The 16,609-nt window shown below is 59.5% G+C and carries 18 protein-coding genes; 9 read left to right on the top strand and 9 right to left on the bottom strand.

The annotated features are described in order from the left end of the window. Window positions 1-30: 30 nt before the first annotated feature. Window positions 31-315, top strand: coding sequence for a GatB/YqeY domain-containing protein (locus tag QU596_RS07090; RefSeq protein WP_308514446.1), 285 nt, complete (start codon window positions 31-33; stop codon window positions 313-315). 200 nt (window positions 316-515) lie between these two features. Here the strand turns inward: QU596_RS07090 and QU596_RS07085 are convergent, their stop codons facing one another. Continuing rightward, a complete protein-coding gene (locus tag QU596_RS07085; RefSeq protein WP_308514445.1) occupies window positions 516-767 on the bottom strand; it encodes a hypothetical protein in 252 nt (83 codons plus the stop codon). A gap of 178 nt (window positions 768-945) precedes the next feature. Here QU596_RS07085 and QU596_RS07080 point away from each other — a divergent pair, with 178 nt between their 5' ends. From QU596_RS07080 to QU596_RS07070, 3 genes are all read left to right on the top strand, one after another. After that, window positions 946-2,319, top strand: coding sequence for a glycosyltransferase family 2 protein (locus QU596_RS07080; protein ID WP_308514443.1), 1,374 nt, complete (start codon window positions 946-948; stop codon window positions 2,317-2,319). Further along, window positions 2,316-3,257, top strand: coding sequence for a hypothetical protein (locus QU596_RS07075; RefSeq protein ID WP_308514441.1), 942 nt, complete (start codon window positions 2,316-2,318; stop codon window positions 3,255-3,257). The genes QU596_RS07080 and QU596_RS07075 overlap by 4 nt, the downstream gene beginning before the upstream one ends. 103 nt (window positions 3,258-3,360) lie before the next feature. Then, the gene (locus QU596_RS07070) at window positions 3,361-4,020 is read left to right on the top strand and encodes a PilZ domain-containing protein (RefSeq protein ID WP_308514439.1); all 660 of its coding nucleotides are present in this window, start codon (window positions 3,361-3,363) and stop codon (window positions 4,018-4,020) included. A 110-nt stretch (window positions 4,021-4,130) separates the two neighbouring features. Here QU596_RS07070 and QU596_RS07065 read toward each other — a convergent pair whose 3' ends face one another. After that, a complete protein-coding gene (locus QU596_RS07065) occupies window positions 4,131-4,817 on the bottom strand; it encodes a TorF family putative porin (protein WP_308514437.1) in 687 nt (228 codons plus the stop codon). A 3-nt stretch (window positions 4,818-4,820) separates the two neighbouring features. Next, window positions 4,821-7,001, bottom strand: a complete 2,181-nt coding sequence (locus QU596_RS07060) for a bifunctional diguanylate cyclase/phosphodiesterase (protein ID WP_308514435.1) — start codon at window positions 6,999-7,001, stop codon at window positions 4,821-4,823. A gap of 923 nt (window positions 7,002-7,924) precedes the next feature. Between QU596_RS07060 and QU596_RS07055 the strand changes: the two genes are divergently transcribed. From QU596_RS07055 to QU596_RS07040, 5 genes are all read left to right on the top strand, one after another. Beyond that, window positions 7,925-8,263, top strand: a complete 339-nt coding sequence (locus QU596_RS07055) for a helix-turn-helix domain-containing protein (RefSeq protein WP_308514434.1) — start codon at window positions 7,925-7,927, stop codon at window positions 8,261-8,263. Between the two features lie 123 nt (window positions 8,264-8,386). After that, window positions 8,387-8,869, top strand: coding sequence for a response regulator transcription factor (locus QU596_RS13680; RefSeq protein ID WP_420030967.1), 483 nt, complete (start codon window positions 8,387-8,389; stop codon window positions 8,867-8,869). 214 nt (window positions 8,870-9,083) lie between these two features. Continuing rightward, window positions 9,084-9,248 carry a hypothetical protein gene (locus QU596_RS07050; RefSeq protein WP_308514432.1) on the top strand — a complete coding sequence of 55 codons (165 nt, stop codon included), beginning with the start codon at window positions 9,084-9,086 and terminating at the stop codon, window positions 9,246-9,248. Window positions 9,249-9,288: 40 nt separating this feature from the next. Further along, on the top strand, window positions 9,289-9,765 hold the full coding sequence (locus QU596_RS07045; protein WP_308514430.1) for a hypothetical protein: 477 nt from the start codon (window positions 9,289-9,291) through the stop codon (window positions 9,763-9,765). Continuing rightward, window positions 9,756-10,121 (top strand): MarR family winged helix-turn-helix transcriptional regulator, encoded by a 366-nt coding sequence (locus tag QU596_RS07040; RefSeq protein WP_308514428.1) that lies wholly within the window; start codon window positions 9,756-9,758, stop codon window positions 10,119-10,121. The genes QU596_RS07045 and QU596_RS07040 overlap by 10 nt, the downstream gene beginning before the upstream one ends. A 34-nt stretch (window positions 10,122-10,155) precedes the next feature. Here the strand turns inward: QU596_RS07040 and QU596_RS07035 are convergent, their stop codons facing one another. The 6 genes from QU596_RS07035 to QU596_RS07015 form a co-directional block, all read right to left on the bottom strand. Next, window positions 10,156-10,821 (bottom strand): PilZ domain-containing protein, encoded by a 666-nt coding sequence (locus QU596_RS07035; RefSeq protein ID WP_308514426.1) that lies wholly within the window; start codon window positions 10,819-10,821, stop codon window positions 10,156-10,158. An 802-nt stretch (window positions 10,822-11,623) separates the two neighbouring features. Then, window positions 11,624-11,827 carry a helix-turn-helix domain-containing protein gene (locus QU596_RS13675; protein WP_420030966.1) on the bottom strand — a complete coding sequence of 68 codons (204 nt, stop codon included), beginning with the start codon at window positions 11,825-11,827 and terminating at the stop codon, window positions 11,624-11,626. Between the two features lie 1,627 nt (window positions 11,828-13,454). Then, window positions 13,455-13,871, bottom strand: coding sequence for a response regulator (locus QU596_RS07030; RefSeq protein ID WP_308514423.1), 417 nt, complete (start codon window positions 13,869-13,871; stop codon window positions 13,455-13,457). Next, window positions 13,835-14,263: a response regulator gene (locus QU596_RS07025; protein ID WP_308514421.1), complete on the bottom strand. Its 429-nt coding sequence runs from the start codon at window positions 14,261-14,263 to the stop codon at window positions 13,835-13,837. Before QU596_RS07025 ends, QU596_RS07030 begins: the two co-directional genes overlap by 37 nt. Before the next feature lie 61 nt (window positions 14,264-14,324). After that, entirely contained in the window at window positions 14,325-14,510 is a 186-nt protein-coding gene (locus QU596_RS07020; RefSeq protein ID WP_308514419.1) for a hypothetical protein, read from the bottom strand. Window positions 14,511-14,556: 46 nt separating this feature from the next. Then, window positions 14,557-16,605 carry a response regulator gene (locus tag QU596_RS07015; RefSeq protein WP_308514417.1) on the bottom strand — a complete coding sequence of 683 codons (2,049 nt, stop codon included), beginning with the start codon at window positions 16,603-16,605 and terminating at the stop codon, window positions 14,557-14,559. Window positions 16,606-16,609: the final 4 nt, after the last annotated feature.

Raw genomic sequence — 16,609 nt, 5'->3', positions numbered from 1 at the left:
TCTCCACCGAAACGTGAGAAGGATTTGCGCTTGTCCCGCCCCGGTTCGCGTCGCCCACCTTATCTGCAGCTTGCCGCGCCGAACCGCGACGAGGTGTCAAAGGACCATTGGCAGGAACTCTTGCGGCTTTTGGACGAAGGCGAAATCAGCGCCGAAATCGCCAAACAGATTGAGCGCGACTTGTTCGAGTCCCGCGCTGCCGGAGAACCCCCGAAACTTCGCGATGATGCCTGGGAGCGTCATCTGGAGGGGCGGCACGCTCGCATTGAACGCGCGCTTTTTGGAGCGACCAGTCTTAGACCCAAACCCTTGTAGCGCTACTGCATCCACTTCGGAGCAATGTGAAAGACTTCCCTAGCACCTGGCGGGGTACATGCTGCTTCGGCGGTTCCACCCCACTTGGAGCCGCCATCAGTCCTTGGAGAGGCCCGTAAGGGCAAGTTCCAGCTCGCGGGCCTCTCCATAAAGGCGATCCTCGAAACCAGTATGGTCAGCTAGAGCTGGCGGCGGCCAGTTCAGCGCTGTCTGCGCGCTCCGAGATCGACGATGTTGCCGCCCGGCCGATAGGCTTCGACTATTGCTTCCGTCACGAAATTGCGAACGACGAGGCGGTGCCGATAGGCGACGGCTCTGGCCAAAAACTTCCAGCGAAAAATCCGGACCTTCTGGTCCCAGCGGTCGAGCAGCACGGCGCTAATCAAGGGCGCCGAGCGCAGGGTGACGCGCCAGTAGCGGTCGCGCGACCGAAAGCGAAAAATGTCCTTCACCCAAGCCTCATTATCCCAAAGTCCGGTGGGAATGCCAGCGGTTGGAAGGCCTGTGGCGCATCCATGACCGATCCGCGGCGCCAGCTTGCACGGTAAAGAACCTGTTTACCCTTGTCTTGTAGACGAGGGGCGGGGCCGCCTGCGGTCATCCCTACAAACGAAAGCGATTGTTGCAGCCATGAACGCGCCAGTGCGGTTCGAGGATCTCGAACTTGCCACTCGATCCAGTCGATCCTTCTACCTGAGCATTCGGGTAAAGTTTGCGATCGCGCTTGCCGTCGCCCTTAGCTGGACCGGCTTCAGCGTCTTTCTCGCGCAGGCCTGGATGCATGATCTGGCGCTGCTCACGACGCCTTTGTTCGCGCTTTGGGCGCTCACCTTCATCGCGTTCGTCCCAGGCTTCATGAACGCCTTCCTCGCCACCTCGCTGGTGATGGACAAGCGTCCGGCCCGGCGTCCCGTCGCTTTCTATCCTGGCGTCACCTTGCTGATTGCCGCCTACAATGAAGAGACGGGCATCGAAGCGACGCTAGAGAGCATTGCCGCGCTCAATTATCGCGGCGAGATCGAGGCCCTGGTTCTCAATGATGGCTCGAGCGACGGCACGGTCGCCAAGGTCAAGGACACCCAGGCCAAGCTCAAGCTTCCGGCCAACATCTCAATCTGCCTGCTCGATTTCTTCGAAAATCGCGGCAAGGCGGCGGTTCTGAACGGCGGCCTCGCCGCCGCACGTCATTCGCTCGTCTGCACCATCGACGGCGATAGCCGGCTTCGCGCCGACAGCATGACGGAAATTGTCGAGCGTTATTTGTCCGATCCTCCCGGCACTATGGCAGTCGCGGGCGCGGTCTTGGTCCGTAACTCGCGCGCTTCGCTGATCACCGCGGCCCAGGAATGGGATTATTTCCATGGCATCGCGGCCGTGAAGCGTATGCAGAGCATGTATCAAGGGACGCTCGTCGCCCAAGGTGCTTTCTCGCTCTACCGGAAAGACGCGCTGGAGGCGGTTGGCGGTTGGCCGGAGTCGGTCGGCGAAGATATCGTGATGACCTGGGCGATGCTCCAAAAGGGATATCGCGTCGGCTATGCCGAGGACGCCATCGTCTTTACGGATGCGCCGACGAGCTTTCGTCAATTTTACCAGCAGCGGAAGCGCTGGTCGCGCGGCCTGATTGAGGCGATGCAACGCCACAAGACCCTGCTGTTCAAGCGCCGGCTCTCAACGCTCTTCGTTTGGTGGAACTGCCTGTTCCTGCCGCTCGATTTCACCTTCACCTTCGTTTTCATTCCCGGCCTCGCGGCAGCACTGCTCGGCTATTATTGGATCGCGGGCCCACTGACTTTGCTGCTCCTGCCGTTGGCGCTTGTGTGGAACATCGTGATCTTCCGCATTCAGCGTCAAATGTTTCAGGCCAAGGGCCTGAAGGTCCGGCGCAACGTGTTCGGGCTGCTGTTCTACGTGCTCGTCTACGCGATCATCATGCAGCCTGTGTGCCTGTGGGGCTACATCTCCGAATTGACGGGTCAGCGAAAAAAATGGGGGACCAAATGAGGTTGCGTCGCAGCCGATTGGCAAGCCTGGCGCTCGCCTGTGCGTCATTGAGCAGCGCCGCGCTCGCGCAAGGCGGAGGCAATGCGCCTTCCGGCGGCCCGGCGCCAGGCGTGGAGCTCAACTTCAGCACCGATTCCGATCACACGGATGTCGTGAAACTGTTGGGCCGCGCCTTGTGGACCTTCCAGGACCGTGACCATTATCAGGGCGTTGCAGTCGAGCGCGCATGGTTTTCGCCATCAGGGAACAAGACGCGCCGCGAGACGCGGGTCTATATCGACTTGGCCGACAATCTCGGCGACAAATGGCAATGGCGCGCCCGCGTTGGGACCAATGGTGATACAATCCTTGGTGCGGCCTCACTGCGCAGCAAGGATTGGTCGAAGGAAGTCTTTCTCGAACGCGAGATCGTCGAGACCAAACAGGGGCTCGACCGCGGAATTTATTACACCTTTGGCGGCGCCAGCTTCGATGTACCGCTCGGCGTCCGGGACACGCTCAATGTGATGGGCGGCGTTCAGGAGTTTACGGGCAAGAACGTTCGGCTTCACTGGCGCGGTACCGCCGTTCACGTTCTCGCGCCCGAGCTCGGGCTTAGCGCCCAGCTGCGCGCGCGCTACTTTCACTCCACCCGGCCGGGCGAGTTCGATTATTATTCGCCGCGCGACTTCGTGTCGCTGGTGCCCGTCCTTCAGATGCGGCGCTTCGACAATCGGGGCTGGATGTATCTGGCGGCCGTTGGCTACGGCATTCAGAAGGCCACCGGATCGCACCGCCAGTCCGCACAGCTCGTCGACCTTCGAATGGAAAGTCCGGCGCGTTCGAACAGGCTCCAGGCCTTCGCCCAGCTGCAATATTCGAACAACTCCCTCAACGAGGGTGGCGGCGGATACCGGTATCTCTCGGGGCGGCTCGGCCTGACCCTTCGCCTTAAGTAAGTCCCTGCCACGCGAGGCGGGCATCCGGAACAATTAAACTCATCCAAATTGGACCGATGTTGCGCGATGTTTTAATGGGCGTGGGGGCAAGCTACAGTCACTGATGACCAACGCCGTCCAATCTTTGCCAACCGAGCTTCGTGAGGAGCCAAGAGCGAGCCTGTACTTGGCCGCCTCCTTATATAGCGAAGGTCAATCCGTCCCGGTGAAGATCCGCAATCTTTCAAACACTGGCGCTTTGGTTGAGCTCTCAACACCGTTAGTGGAGGGCGGGGTCGTTCAGCTGGTTCGTGGGTCGCTAATCGTGCACGCGCTGATCATCTGGACCGAAGGGCTTCGCTGCGGTCTGAAATTCTCCGGCGTAGTCGACGTGCAACGATGGAGAATCGCACTCAGCAATGGCGACCAGCAGCGCGTCGACGATATCGTAAGGACGATTAAAGCCCGGTCAGTCCCACTTCGTTCGGCTGAGGAAACGCGGCCTGGCGAAGGCGAAAAAGAACGGCCTCTTTCGGCCGACCTCCGCCTGGCTGCCGACCTGCTCGAGACGCTTGGCGAGTGCCTTGCCAATGACGAGCGCATCATCGCCTCGCACGGCCCCGCACTCCAGCACCTGGATATCGCAATGCAAATGATCGGCGCCGTCGAAGCCATTTTAAGCGGTCAAAGCGATCTTGCGACCGACGCGACGAAGATCATCAGCTTGCGGAGAAGTGCCGACCAGGCGCTGGCGGCGATGAACAACCGGGCTGCGGCCGCCTAAGTCGGACCGCGCAAACCGGGCCAAACTCTTTCCTTTATGAGAACATTGCCTTGCTTGTCAGGAGGCATCCATTCCCGTCACTTGATTGCTGTAAAATTCGGGATCGCCAATCAAAAAACGAAGCCAAGCGAACCGACCAACGCCGGCCGGCCGGCATTACTGTCGATATAGGCGATGCCGAACTTCGCGGCGTCGAGGCGGATTTCGGCGCCAAAGCTCCAGTCCCATTTGCCGCCTTGCCCAACCTCGTCGAAGGCTCCGCGCTCATAACCGAAACTGGTTGTGACCTTCGCCGGTAAATGGGCCAATTCCAGCTCACCGCTCCCGAAGTAATATAAGTTAGCCCGCTTGCGGCCAAATTCGTCGCGCATCGCCCGTTGAGCGGGTGCAACACTTATGCCGATTTTACCGGTGAGCGCTCCCCGGGCTGCCGATAGTATCGCTGTCGCTTCCGCATAGTTGTCGTGACGTCTCGAAGGATAGGCGAAATATGTGGCGGAAATTTCGAGCGAGACGTTCGGCCTTAGCTCGAATTCCTCGCCCAGGTTGAAGTCGAGCTCGGACCGGAGTTTGTTTTCCTGTTTGATCGAAGAGGCCCAGAGACCCGCATAGGCGCCTTTGCCCAGATCGAGGTTAAGCGACGCGTGAAGCGCAGGGTCGGCTTCAGAGAGCGAGAGCCCGCGGTAGCGGTAGTCGCTGACAACCCCTACCTCGCCCGACAAATCCGCTGCCTGTGCTTGCGGCGCGACGAAGAACAGCGAGGCGAACGCCTCAATGAGCCACAATCTGGTGCGCATGGCTTAGGCGGCGGCTGCCGGCCGGTCGCACGGCCCCAGCAAATGCGCGAGCTCGTCCTGAGGCAAGGCTTCCGAGAACAGATAGCCCTGCATTTCCTTGCAGCCCGCGCTCATGAGGAAGCGCTGCTGCTCGGCCGTCTCCACGCCTTCAGCCGCAACCGCCAGGCCCATCGCGCGGCCAAGTGCCAGTACGGCGCTGATGATCGCGGCGGAATCGGACGCGTCGCCCAGATGCTGAACGAAGCTGCGATCGATTTTCAGTTTATCGACCTCAAATTTGCGCAGGTAGGAGAGCGATGAATAGCCCGTGCCAAAATCGTCGAGAACAATGGTGAAGCCGGCACCACGAAGCTTGTTGAGGACTTCGCGGACGGCATCGTCGTCGTCGAGCAGGACCCGCTCGGTAACTTCGAGCTGGAGCGAAGTCGGGTCGGCGCCGGTGGTCCGCACCAGCCGCATCAGCCGGTCGAAGAAAGCGGCCGAACGGAACTGAACCGGCGACAGATTCACCGCAATGAACAGGTTCGGCCAGCGCCGCGATGCAAGGCAGGCTTGGCGGAGCACCCATTCGCCCAACGGAACGATGAGCCCGGTATCCTCGGCCACCGGCACGAATTGCTCCGGACTGACCAGGCCGCGCTTGGGGTGCTGCCAGCGGACCAGCGCCTCGAGCCCGATTACATTGCCATTGGCGCCTACCTGCGGCTGGTAGTGGACGCACAATCCCTTGCCGGTGGAGAGCGCGTCGCGCAGCTCGTCTTCGATCGCGCTTCGCAATTTTACGGTCGCATCCATATTGTGACTGAAGATCCGGTAGTCGTCGCGGCCCTCGTCTTTCGCGCAATAAAGCGCGATGTCGGCGCGGCGGATCAGCTCCAGGCGATCAATGACTTTTCCTTGTGACAAGGCGATGCCGACGCTTACCCCGACATAGGCCTGTGTGCCGAGCAGCTCGAACGGGCGACGCACGTCCTCGACAATGCGGCGTGCGAGACGCTCGATCTCCGGGCGGTTGCCCTGCTCAATGATGATGGCGAATTCATCGCCGCCTAGTCTTGCGATCGTATCGCCGTCGCGGACCAGCGCCGAAAGCCTCAGGCCGAAATCGCGGATGAGCGCATCACCAGCCTGATGGCCAAGCGTGTCGTTGATGTTCTTGAACCGGTCGAGGTCGAGCAGCAGCACGGCAACGAGATTGTCGCGGCGGCTGAGCGCATGATCGAGGCGATCCTCGAATAACGCCCGGTTGGGAAGACCTGTGAGAACATCGTGAAAGGCGAGATGTTGCGCCTGAACCTTGCTTGCCTCGAGCTCGGTCCGGCTCCGCCAGATGCGCGACAGCAGCCAGCCGAGAAGCGCGCCGACGGTAAGAAGGGCGAGGAACAGGGCGGGGACCATCTTGTCCTCGACTTCGTCGCCAGGCTCAAACGGATGCCAGTTAATAAAGCCCAGAGTCCGGCCATTGCCATCTACGAGCGGAACCGACGCAATGTCCTTCGTCGTTGAGAAAGCGGGCTTCTCGATGCTGTACACGCTAGAAATCTGCGCGAGGAAGCTGCGGTCGAGGAAACGAATTGAAACGTGGAGATATTCGCTTCCCGGAGTTTGCGCGATGGTACCGGTTTCCGAAACGATAGGCTTCAGGCTGATGATTGCCGGGCGTTTGCCAATCATGGTGATCGCAGACGTGCCTATCGTCTGGCCAACCGACCCTTCGGGCGCGATATAATTGGTACGAAGCGCATGACGAAGCGTGGCTGCCAGCTGCAGAACCTCCTTCGATACCCGGTCGAATGAGGCTGGCTGACCGCGGATACCGTTCTGCATCGCATAAATAGGCCGGTCGCTCGTATCGAGCAGGTAGGTCTCATCATGTTTGTAATACGTGTAAAACCAGACGCCGAGATTATTGTCGATCCAAGCGAGGTCTAGCGGCCGCTGGTGGACGCGGGTCACTGCGTCATCCCAATAGGTTGAGGCCTCCTGATCCTTGGCAATCGTCGTACGCGCTTCGCTGACCGCCAGGCGGATTAGTTTCTCCTGTTGACCCAAGGCAAAAGCATCGGACCGGCTGGTCGACACGTGAAGAACCGCGCCTAGAAGTAGCGAAAGAAGGGCAAGCGCAACGATGGTCGGCAGGGTTACCGCCCGCATCATGCTGCTGTCGGTCCACGACTTTAACATTGAGAATTGCCCCCGGGGAATTTGCCCGCCGACATATTGGCCCGCAAATAGTTAACGCAGCGATTGGCAAGGTCCGAAATGGATCGAATAATCGCCCCGATCTTGATCATCGTGTGGATCAGTTGGTAACGCAAAATAGCGATTACGCGGTCTACCGACACGCTAACCGCGTCGACCGTGTTCGCGCGTTCCTTGCTGGCCGCCGTCGCCGCATCTCCGGAACGACGACCTAGGCAATAAAGCTACTGAGTGTTTGGGGCATCAGTGCAACCGCTCGCCGCAATCGCTTCATGTTCTTGGGCAAAAAGCCTAGGCACCTCATTGGCAGATGGTCTGGCTCTTATGCAGGCCATCCTGCCAATATTAATGGCCGGCACTAACCAGCGCTATTCTTGCCTGCACGCGGCTCCGGACAGACGATTGCTTACGGCCTGCTTCGCGGGATTTCTCGAAACGCTTCGCCTCTAAAAAAGAGATTTTCGAGGCGGCTGTCGAGGGCCCGCTCTCCGGCTTCCAGCTGACGCAAATGCTCGCGGCAAAGCCGAAGGCTGGTTTCGAGCAGTGCGATTATCTGGCGGACGCTTTCAACGCGCTCTTTTTGGTGTTCGTCGCCGGCCATAGGTTCCTCAAATGACTTGACGACCCGGCATGAGGGGCAAGTTCAGCGGCCGGGTCGGAGAACGCTTTGGGTTCTCACGGCAGTACTAGGCGGAGCTAGTTCGGAAAGGGCCTGTCAAACCGCACGTTTTGTGCGCAAAGCCCGAGACTTACATGTAGGAGTGTAAGCGTTGCGGATTGCCATCGACGATGCCCAGGCGGCCGCGAAAAGCCGAACTGCGGCGCATCGCCTCATTGGAATGCGTCTTAGGTTGCTCGCTTTGTGGCGCCAGGTGACTGGCGGGCACAGTGAGTCTCTGGTCCTGATGGCAGTCATCGCCATCACCGGCGACAGGTTGGCTGCGCAAGACGTTGGCGCAAACTTCACGGATATGGCGAATGCTGTGCCGCGCCCACTCCTCGGCCGATGTAATGTAAGCAGTATCGCAGAGGCGACCGGCCTCAATCGCGAGACGGCCCGCCGGGTCATCCAAAAGCTTATTGAGCGCGGCATTCTTGAGCGAAGCGCGGATCGATCGATCCACTTTGCGGAAGGGCGGATGCAGGGAACTAACGCCTATTTGATTAGCCGGGTACAGTTGGAGGAGTTTGCTCGGACTGCCAACGCGCTCCTCAAACTTGGCGTCCTGCGAATTGTTGCCTGAGTAGAATGCCGAGGAAGTCGCTCCGAACGATCTCGGTTAGTCCGAGATTATCCGATTGGGCCACTCCTTGCCTTCCCGTAGTCCCTAGTGTTCTAGGATCCTTTGGAGAAAAATGGGTCGGAAGTGGTCTTACGAACCGGACATACCGATCAATCAGGGAATCAGGCACTCAGTCGCCGTCAGGCTGAGTGTCTCCGGGGGGTTCTCGATCTTAAATCGGCCAAGCAGATTGGCCGCGAGCTCGGAATTAGCCCCCATGCCGTCGAAAAGCATCTGCGCATCTGTCGCGAAAAATTTGGCGTGGCGTCGACCGCGGAGGCCGCGCGTCTATTTGCGCGCAGTGCGGAAGGTAGTGAGTTTTTGTACTCCGGACCCTCGTACCTCGTGCGTAACGACGGTTCGTATGAAAGCGGTGAGGTCCCCGGGCAGCCGGTCACACCGAGCGCGGCCCAGCTCGGGGACAATCGCGGAGCCCCTTCACCCAACCAGCCACTCACCCCTCGCCAGACGCTACTGACCATCGCGGCCGTGTCCTTCGCTTCAATCGTCGGGCTGCTGCTGCTGGTAGCCTGTGCGGAAGCAGTGCGGAGACTGGTATCGGCCTGACCGGGCTCCTCTTGAGAGAGGAACTCGGAAGATGTTGAACGTGAGATTGACTGCAGCGCGCAAAATTGCAGACGCCCTTATTCCAAGCGAAGCTGACATCGACAGTGCTATCGCTAGTACGTCACGCCTGATTGCGGCCATCGCCGAAGGGCGCGAGAGCACAAAACTCCCCGTCGCTATGGGTCAGAGCAGCCTGACAGCGTTAAGCGGGACCATGGCTTCCTTGGTGGCGGCCCGCGAAAGCATCGCTAAGGCGCACGCCGCGCTCGCGCAAGACCGCATCGACGCGGGCCTTCGCGCATATGGCATGGGTGACGTAAGCGATTGCCCGCCGACCGGTGGATTGGCGCTCGTTGACGATGAGCGCTCAGCGGCGTGACGACATGGGGGTCTGGTTTCCACAGCAGGGGTAAACGCAAGTGCGAGTTGAGATCTACGTCTTCTTGCTGCTCGTGGCGACCGGATCCGCAATCACCTTCGGGTCGCGTAGCGAACGATGGGTGGGGGCAGTTGTCCTCGGCGGCAACGTGCTTACGATCCTTCTGGAACGCTTCATCGGGGGCCATTTCGCGGCTGTATCTCTGGGCTATCTTGCCTTGGACGCCGCTTTGGCAGCGATCCTCTGCGCGATCGCAGTCCGAAACCCGACCTGGGCCGCGATTTGCATCGCGGCTTTCCAGATAAATGGGACGCTCGGTCATTTGGTAAAGTTGCTCGCTGTCGGGACCATTCCCTTCAGTTACGCCTTCCTATTGAAATTTTGGGCTTGGCCAATGGTTCTGACGCTCATTGCGGCCCGCATCATTCCCTCGCTCCGAACCGTACTTCTCGCCAGTCAATGGCCAGCGTTCAGCCAACCGGCCCGCAGTTACAGAGGAACAGATTCTTGCGATTGATCGTCCAAGATAATGAAAAGGCCCCCAAGCATCTCGCCCGCCTCGCCGAGGACATTCGGTGCATGCGGCAAGCGCGCAACCAGCGATTACCGGCTGATTTGTTCGGTGAGCCGGCTTGGGACATTCTGCTGCTGCTTTATGGTGAAGGTATGTCGCCTTGCGGTGCGGAAGACATCGCCGCCGAACTTGACGCGCCTACCACAACGGTAATGCGCTGGATCATAGCGCTGACCAGCCGGGGATTCGTGAGCCGCAGCGCCGACGGTGCGGACAATCACTTGATCTCCCTAACCAACAATGGCCGAGCCGCCCTCGAGCGCGCCCTTAACGCGATGCTGCAGGTCGGTCGTCGGTGAGGCGTTGCGGGCAGTCCAGCGGCAACGGCAGCGTTTAGCGCCGACCGATGGCGCGCGGTTGCTGCTGATTTTGCTGATGCTGCTTGAGGAAGCCCATCAGCTCGTCGACCGAGTATATTCTATTGAAACCGATACCGAAAAGCTCACCGTCCTGCCATTTGACGATCCCTGAGTTCGGACGCAGGCCAGCGATGTTGATCACGATATCAGCGCTAAGCTCGAGATCGACGGGGGAGTTGATACAGACGCCGCCCTGCGAGATGTTTGCGACGGCCGCGCGAAACGTGAAGTCCTTGTACCTTAGCGACGCGGTGGAACTAACCTGGATCCGGGGCATGCGTGCCTTGGTGTGGCCGTCCGGGGCACTAAGCAAGGCCAGCATGTCAACCTGGCTGTCGAAGGCCACACCAACCAGACCGTTTTCGGCCCATTGCGCGATGCCGGTTGTTGTCACGCCATGCTTAAGTTCGATCGTTACCTCCGTTCCCACGTTGAGCCTTGAATAAGGACGGATCATCATGCCGCCAGCCGAAACGTTTTTGATGAGGCACAACTCGCGTCGGCCGGCAATCGTCATGGCACCAACCCGAAGTAGACTGACATACCGTTCTTCACCGCGTCGGTCCGGAACAGCTGGCGCGTCGGTTGACAAAGAATAGAGCGTTTTCTCGACAAGCTTGCTGGACACTTCGATCTCCATTGCTGGATATCATCGTTAATCGGCGAAGCTTAGCGACCAGTTGCAACAGTGTTCGTGATGGCTGCAACTAATTCCATAACGGATTCGAGGAATGGAAGAGACACGGGTTAAAGCTCTGCCATTATCTAGGACCACGCGTAGCCAAGGACGCTGCGATCTGGCTTACGGATAGTCGATAATTCGCAGCAGCATGGGTCGTCCGTTCTGGTCCGTAAGAATGACTTCGCGGCGCGCTCCGCCGCGGCCTTGGTTCCACCCCTTCTCGTTGGCAGCTCCCATATTTACTACCCGAATGATCGCCATTGCGCGGCCGCTAGCCACCGAGTTAGTGGGCGCGGGCGCGACGACGGCATGAGCGATAACAGCGGGAACGTCCATCGCCAGCTTGTGACGGACACAACCCTAACTCAAGTTTGCGAGTGGCTCCGGATCGGATCAGACTCAGATAGTCGGGCAAGTGACAAGCCGTTTGGCGAGCATCGTTTGCTACCGAAAGGGCGCGTGGAACAAGCTCCATCGGCGTTCTCGCAGCTATCGTGTAGAACGGGTCAAGGATACGCTCTGGAAACATCCGGCTAAACAGTTGTTAAGCGCTACTCGGTGCGAATGGGTCGCATATTTGGTGGGAGCTTAAATGTTGAATAGTGAGGATGCGCTCACATCAGCGCTCGCATGCCTGCGCCGGGCGCTTGCCTTACTTGATGAAAGTAATGCCCCTGCTCAGATCGCGGCCCATGTCGACCTTGCGGCGCATCAGCTGGAGGAGCACATGGGGGACCTGAAGCAGCGAGCGCAGCGCCGTCTAGGCAATTGCTAGAAACGCGGTTGCCCATCGGCCTGCGAGGCGTTCCATTCGCGATGCGCCCTCTGCTGTGAGCTCAACTGCGCGACCCTTATTCCCCAACGTTGCGTGCCTAACTAACCCACGCTGCTCCAACGCCGCGATCCACCTAGCTGTGGTCGAGGCCGGCAGCTCCGTCGCCTTCGCCAGATCGGCCGCGGTCATATTGCGATGACCCAGTTGAGCCCCGAAGAGCTCCAGCAGGATGTCCCAAGCAGGGTCTGAAAAGAGGTTGTCGGCCAGCATGTCATGGCGAGCTCGTCTGAGCAGTAAGACCGACATGATATGGTCTTCAGTCAGAGTAACCGGTTTGGAGCACCGCAGCGGAAACCGTGTCTCAGTCACCAGGCAAATCCTTCAGATGGATTACCGAGTGCACGGTAAACGTATTTGGAACATGGCAGTTGCAGCACTAGGCCCGTAGGCCTTCAGCAGGCGTACGGCACAAATGCAGTGCCTACAACGTTCAAGCACCTTCGGAGTGCGGCGTGCTGAACTACCAGTTTCATAACCACGATGGGCAGGGCAATTTCGAATTGATCACGAGTTTCCGTGCAGCCCAATAGACAGCGAAGCTATCACCGACATCAATCGTATTTTCGTAAGGCCGGTGGAGCTTTGGCAATCCTCTCGCAAGGTGCAAAGGTGGGATCGGTAGGTGGATCAGGGCTGCTTCTGCCCCATGTCGCATGTTAGCCCGAGTCAGATGCCGTTCGAGGAGCATATGCGCTCGTCCACACGCAGGCGTTTCCGCGAGTTTGAAGCCGACCCAGGATATGCCTTTGGCCCTCTCGCCCGCGTATCCAGACTGATCCGCAATTGGAGCAGATGACCGCTCCAATGATTGCCCTTTCGTTTGCGAGCATGCCTTGTTGCTCAGTTACTAGCTTTTGAGGTGGGTTGTGGCCGTTGCAAAACCGCGACGGGCACAAGGACTTCTTTGGGCTTGCCGGAGTCACCCGAAAGCCTGTCGGAGTTTGTTAGCTTCGGTTTCACAGTCTTTTGCCAGATCTTCTAGATCCGCGATCACTTGCGCATCGCCGGTCGTGCTAGCTAAGAATCGGTAGTATGCGGCCTGCCTGAGATATTCCGCGATGCATTCTGCCATAAGAGAGGACTAAATGCGCTGCATTAAGTCCGCGTTAGCTTCACTCCGGAATGGACTTTCCGTCGACTCAATGCGCCGCACAACCGTCATTTGTTAGCGCCCTGTCTGTCGGACAGGATCGTTGCTCAGTAGCTAATGTAAGCTTTAGACCCAAAAGCTACGTTAGCGGCACGGCTCATCTCACGCGGTGACTAGCTTTCCTGCTTGGCGTGGAGGCGCCGGGCAGGTCGATCACCGCCAGACGAGCCTCGGCCCAACGGAGCAGGTCAGCCTCCGACAATTGCCTGCCGAACATCACTCCAGCGTTGTGTGAATCCCTCCATCGCAGATCGCAGTGCAGCGGGGAAAGATCAGGAAGTCTCAGAACGACCCCGCCGACGCGATGAATGGGGGTGATAGTCCGGAGCTTGGCCCCGCCTTGCGAGATATATTGTACAGGTAGGCAGCGTATTGCCGATTACCGATCCGGATGCGCGCTCGGCAATCAATTTCGATCCGGGGAAACTCGCGCCGGCCAACATCCCTTTTCCATGATCGCAGGCTCGAATGATGCATGAGCCGTTGGTTACAGTTCAGGAACAAAGGGTCCCTTAATGACTGCTCCGTTCTGGAGTATCGGACAATGCGCGTCGCTAGCTTAGCTGACCGTTCAGGAGTGCGGGCTCCCATCACTCACCGGCTGCTTCAGCTCGCCGCCCCCATGGTTTTCGAACGGAAACGGCCTTGAAGTCGGCGGATATGGTCGACGACACTCTTAGGATCATAAGGTCGTGCGAGGCTCGGTCCTTCCTCGCATAGATCCGCAGCTTTTTCAGCCGCCCGTTCGACGTTGCCAGCGAGAGCCACGTCGACGCTTGGAGCAAGCTGACTCGCCCACGCGCGAAATTGGAAGGCATTGGCGGACCCTGGAGCGTCCGCGGCGCAGATCACCGTATCGACCTTTAAGGCAGGTTCGAGAAGGGCCACCCTTGCTTCATCCGTCGATGCTGCTTCCACAACGATGTAGCCGCAGTCGCGTAGATAGTCGGCAATGGCATGGCGGGCCAGTACGTCCCCGTCCACAATCAGGACGCAGTCGGACTTATGCACCTCGTCTGCCATTCGGCCCCCACCAGTTGCGCGACCAGAGAGACCAACTGCTCAGGTCGATACGGCTTCGCAAGGAACGCCTCTGCCGCATGTTCCCGGTCGGGATCAAGATGCGAGGAGACAAGTGCGACCGGAAGGTTCTGTCTCACCTGCTTGACCGCAAACGTCAGGTCCACACCGTCCATCAGGCCCGGCATCCGAATGTCACTCAACACCAGATCCAGCGGGTGGCCAGTCGCAATCAGGGCGAGCGCTTCGGATGCGTTCACAGCCTCAAGCACGACATAGCCTTGGTCGCGAAGCACCTCGGCAGTTGCGAAACGGACGAGGACCTCGTCCTCGACCAACAGGATTACGGGCGCATGATCTTCACCAGGTCCCGAAATCACTTCGCCATTTGTCACCAGCCACCCCTTTCAGACCTCAGCTAGCGGTCTAACCAAGCGCCGTCACCGCTCAATATTTTCATGCCGGAGTAGGTTGTGGATGCTCGGAATCTTGCGGCTCTAAGGCGCGGTCCTGCACACCGAGCAGGGCCGATCGATAATCGGCGACGATTTTATGACAGGTTTCGAGACCTTCTTCCAACGTCTCGGTTGCGAGCTCAGCCGGTAATTCAAATCCTTCTGCCTCTCCCACGATCAGCCGCACCTCTTGGTTCCGCCATCTTGAAACGACGAAGCTTGGGCTGGGTGCCTCAATCTGTCGAGTAGGGGCGACTTTTCGTAGCCTGCGCAATGGCCTCAGACAAAGCTGCAAGGTTGAACGGCTTCGACAGCACCGCGACGTCGGCTGGAAGGTCGTGGATGTCGTCGAGTTCCGCATAGCCGGTGATGATGAGCGCCTTGAGCGTCGGATCCTTCCTCCGGGCGTCACCGATGAGGGAAATACCCGACATTTGCGGCATGGCGTAGTCGCTGACCAACAAGTCGATCGTGCCGTTATCGAGGAGCTTCCGCGCCTCGTGACCGCTCCCGCACTCGATGACCTTGTGCCCAAGGTCCTCGAGCATAGCGGCTGTCGTCAGCCGGACTTCCGCATGATCGTCGACCAGCAGCACGCTAAGCGCCTCGGGCAAGGGCTTTACTGCGCCACCTTCCGCGGCCGGGGTCGGCGCGGCATTAGCGCGCGGGATCCATAACTCGGCCCGCGTGCCTTCGCCGGGTTCGCTCGTCAGATGGATGGCGCCGCTCGACTGCTTGGCGAAGCCGTAGACCATGCTGAGGCCAAGGCCCGTTCCCTTGCCGATATCCTTCGTAGTGAAGAACGGCTCCATCACCTGCTCCAGCAGTTCGGGCTCGATCCCAATGCCGGTGTCTTCGACTGCGAAGACTACATAATTGCCGGGCGAAAGGTTGAGCGCGTCGTCGCCGCCCGACTGGCGATGCTCAAGTGAAATGGTGATGATGCCGCCTTCAGGCATGGCATCGCGGGCATTAATGATGAGGTTCATCAATGCCAGCTCGAGCTGTGTCTTGTCGGCAAAGGCGCACCAAGCGTCATCACTTAAGTTCCAGTGCAGCTGCACCCGGCCGCCAAGCGTGTGGCTGAGAAGGTCATCAACGCCCTCGACCAACGTCTTTGCATCGATTGGCCTCGGCTCAAGTTGTTGGCGTCGCGCGAACGACAGGAGCCGCTTGACGAGGTCCGCGCCCTGATCGGCGGTTCGCTTCGTCATGGCGAGGATCTTGAGGTGCTCTTCCGCAAGGCCTGCTCGACGCTCGAGCAGCCCCAAGCCTCCGAGCACCGCAGCAAGCAGATTGTTGAAATCGTGCGCGATGCCCCCGGTCAATTTGCCGATCGCATCCATCTTCTGCGCTTGGACCAGCTGGCTTTCGAGCGTCCGCTGCTCGGTGACGTCGGTCAAGGTCCCCGCGAACTCGGTGGGCCGGCCATGCGCGTCCGAGAGCAGGACTGCCTGATCGTGGAAATGGCGGTAGCTTCCATTGGCGCAGCGCCAGCGATATTCGACGGCGAAGCGGCCGGTCCGATTTCGCTCGGCAAGCGCCGCTATGACCCGACCGCGATCGTCCTCGTGGAGGCGATCGGCCCACAGCTTCGGATTCACGCGCACGTCGTCGAAGGTGAAACCCGTCATGGACTGCAGGTCGCCACTGACGAAATTCGGACAGCGCGGCTCGTACTCGAGCGGTTCCAGGTAGAGGATGATCGGCAGGGACTCGATTATCGCCGCCTGGCGCTGTTCGGCGCGGCGCAGATCCTGCTCCGCTCTCAGCAGTTCCGCGTTGGCCCTGAGATTCGCGTCGAGGAGCGCTTGCTCCTGCTGCGCCTTGCGCTCGATCTCCTTTGTCTTGGCGAAGAGGTCGACGAACACGGCGACCTTGGAGCGGAGCACGATGGGATCGACCGGCTTGAACACATAGTCGACGGCGCCCATCGCGTAGCCGCGGATGAGGTGCTCGGTCTCCTTGTTCACCGCCGACAGGAAGACGATCGGTATGCGCTTGGATTGCTCGCGGCTGCGGATCATCTGCGCGGTTTCGTAACCATCGAGGCCGGGCATGTAGACGTCGAGCAGGATGACGGCGAACTCGCCCTTGAGCAGATGCCGTAGGGCCTCCTCGCCGGAGCGCGCGACGACGATCTCACCAATGTCCTCGAGGACCGTCTGGATCGCGAGAAGGTTGCGCTCGTCGTCGTCGACAACGAGCACGCGCGCACCATCGCCGCCCAGATCCTGCGGGCGTTCTGTCTCGCGCCTCGACACAACTCCGGTCGCTGTCATGTCG

The organism is Sphingomonas flavescens, assembly GCF_030866745.1.
Lineage (GTDB): Bacteria > Pseudomonadota > Alphaproteobacteria > Sphingomonadales > Sphingomonadaceae > Sphingomicrobium > Sphingomicrobium flavescens.
The sequence above is the reverse complement of the archived record's forward strand: the minus strand, read 5'-3'. Positions and strand labels throughout refer to the sequence as shown.

Bases quoted from the DNA above. Each gene is read 5' to 3' on its own strand.
- QU596_RS07050 (WP_308514432.1), top strand. From the start codon at position 9,084: ATGGCTTCCTTGGTGGCGGCCCGCGAAAGCATCGCTAAGGCGCACGCC.
- QU596_RS07055 (WP_308514434.1), top strand. From the start codon at position 7,925: ATGGCAGTCATCGCCATCACCGGCGACAGGTTGGCTGCGCAAGACGTT.
- QU596_RS07065 (WP_308514437.1), bottom strand. From the start codon at position 4,817: ATGCGCACCAGATTGTGGCTCATTGAGGCGTTCGCCTCGCTGTTCTTC.
- QU596_RS07070 (WP_308514439.1), top strand. From the start codon at position 3,361: ATGACCAACGCCGTCCAATCTTTGCCAACCGAGCTTCGTGAGGAGCCA.
- QU596_RS07075 (WP_308514441.1), top strand. From the start codon at position 2,316: ATGAGGTTGCGTCGCAGCCGATTGGCAAGCCTGGCGCTCGCCTGTGCG.
- QU596_RS07015 (WP_308514417.1), bottom strand. From the start codon at position 16,605: ATGACAGCGACCGGAGTTGTGTCGAGGCGCGAGACAGAACGCCCGCAG.
- QU596_RS07080 (WP_308514443.1), top strand. From the start codon at position 946: ATGAACGCGCCAGTGCGGTTCGAGGATCTCGAACTTGCCACTCGATCC.
- QU596_RS07060 (WP_308514435.1), bottom strand. From the start codon at position 7,001: ATGTTAAAGTCGTGGACCGACAGCAGCATGATGCGGGCGGTAACCCTG.
- QU596_RS13675 (WP_420030966.1), bottom strand. From the start codon at position 11,827: ATGACCGCGGCCGATCTGGCGAAGGCGACGGAGCTGCCGGCCTCGACC.
- QU596_RS07030 (WP_308514423.1), bottom strand. From the start codon at position 13,871: ATGGCAGACGAGGTGCATAAGTCCGACTGCGTCCTGATTGTGGACGGG.
- QU596_RS07035 (WP_308514426.1), bottom strand. From the start codon at position 10,821: ATGGAGATCGAAGTGTCCAGCAAGCTTGTCGAGAAAACGCTCTATTCT.